The following is a 1,053-nucleotide window of genomic DNA, read 5'->3' as shown; positions in this document are numbered from 1 at the left end:
GCTCCGGAAGCCGCGGGGGAGGGCTCAGCTCGCCATCAGGGACACCGCGTCGCCGTCGCTGAACGACAGCCGGCAGGTGTCGGCCCGGTAGGTGGCGAGGGAGACCGCCGCGGTGCGGCCGTCGACGAGGTAGCGCGTCGTGACGAGGAGCACCGGCGCGCCGGGCAGCCGGTCCAGACGGCGCGCGTCCTCGGCGCGTGCCGATCCGAGCTCGACGGTACGGTCCTGCCCTCCCAGCTCGCACTGGTGGAGCGCGCGCAGGACGGTGCGGGCGCGGGCCGTGGGGTGCGGCGTGCCGCCCGCGCCCTCGGCGCCTTCCGCGTCCGCGGGGACGGCGGGCACCGAGGCGGCGGGGACGTACAGGATCTCGGACGCCACCTGCTGGCCGCCGGTCATCCGGCTGCGCCGCACCGCGTGCACCAAGGTGTCGGCGCTCACGTCGAGCAGCCGCGCCACGGTCGAGGGGGCCGCCACGCAGGCGTGGTCCTCGGTGTGCCAGGCATCGCCGGGGGCGCCCGGCCAGGTGTGAGGGCCGCTCTCGGAGCCGACGTCCACGCCGACCCGGGGCGGCGCGACCGTCGTGCCGACGCCGCGGCGGCGCTGGAGGCGACCCTCCAGTTCAAGCTGCTCCAGCGCCTGTCGGAGCGTCGCGCGGGCGACGCCGAAGCGGGCGGCCAGCTCGCGTTCGTTCGGCAGGATCTCGCCGACGGCGAACTCGGAGTCGAGCGCTTCGGAGAGCACCGTCTTCAGGTGCCAGTACTTGGGCTCCGGCACCGTCTCCAGCTGCGTGGTCCCCACCCTTGCCTCCGCAATCCCCGTTCGCCCAGCGGGCGGTGTGGCGGTGTTTATGTGTCCTTGTTTTTTAAAGGCCCTTGCGTATGTCCCTGACCATAGGACGGCCCCCACCCTTGGTCAAGACCAATCGACGCGGGCGGCCGGCGGTGTGCGCGCCGCCTGGCGGGCTCTTGCGCAGCCACCGGAACGGCTGAAATGATCGATCATCGATCAAATGCGCTCGCTGCGTCGCCCAGCCCCCGGAGGAGCCCCATGCCC

Annotated in this window: 1 protein-coding gene; it reads right to left on the bottom strand. The window is 73.5% G+C overall.

The genetic code is table 11. The features are described from left to right. Nucleotides 1-24: 24 nt before the first annotated feature. Nucleotides 25-798: a GntR family transcriptional regulator gene (locus AB8Z75_RS34805; RefSeq protein ID WP_369209122.1), complete on the bottom strand. Its 774-nt coding sequence runs from the start codon at nt 796-798 to the stop codon at nt 25-27. Nucleotides 799-1,053 lie beyond the last annotated feature (255 nt).

This window comes from Streptomyces sp. PU-14G (assembly GCF_041028275.1).
Lineage (GTDB): Bacteria > Actinomycetota > Actinomycetes > Streptomycetales > Streptomycetaceae > Streptomyces.
This window is presented reverse-complemented; position numbering and strand designations above follow the sequence as displayed.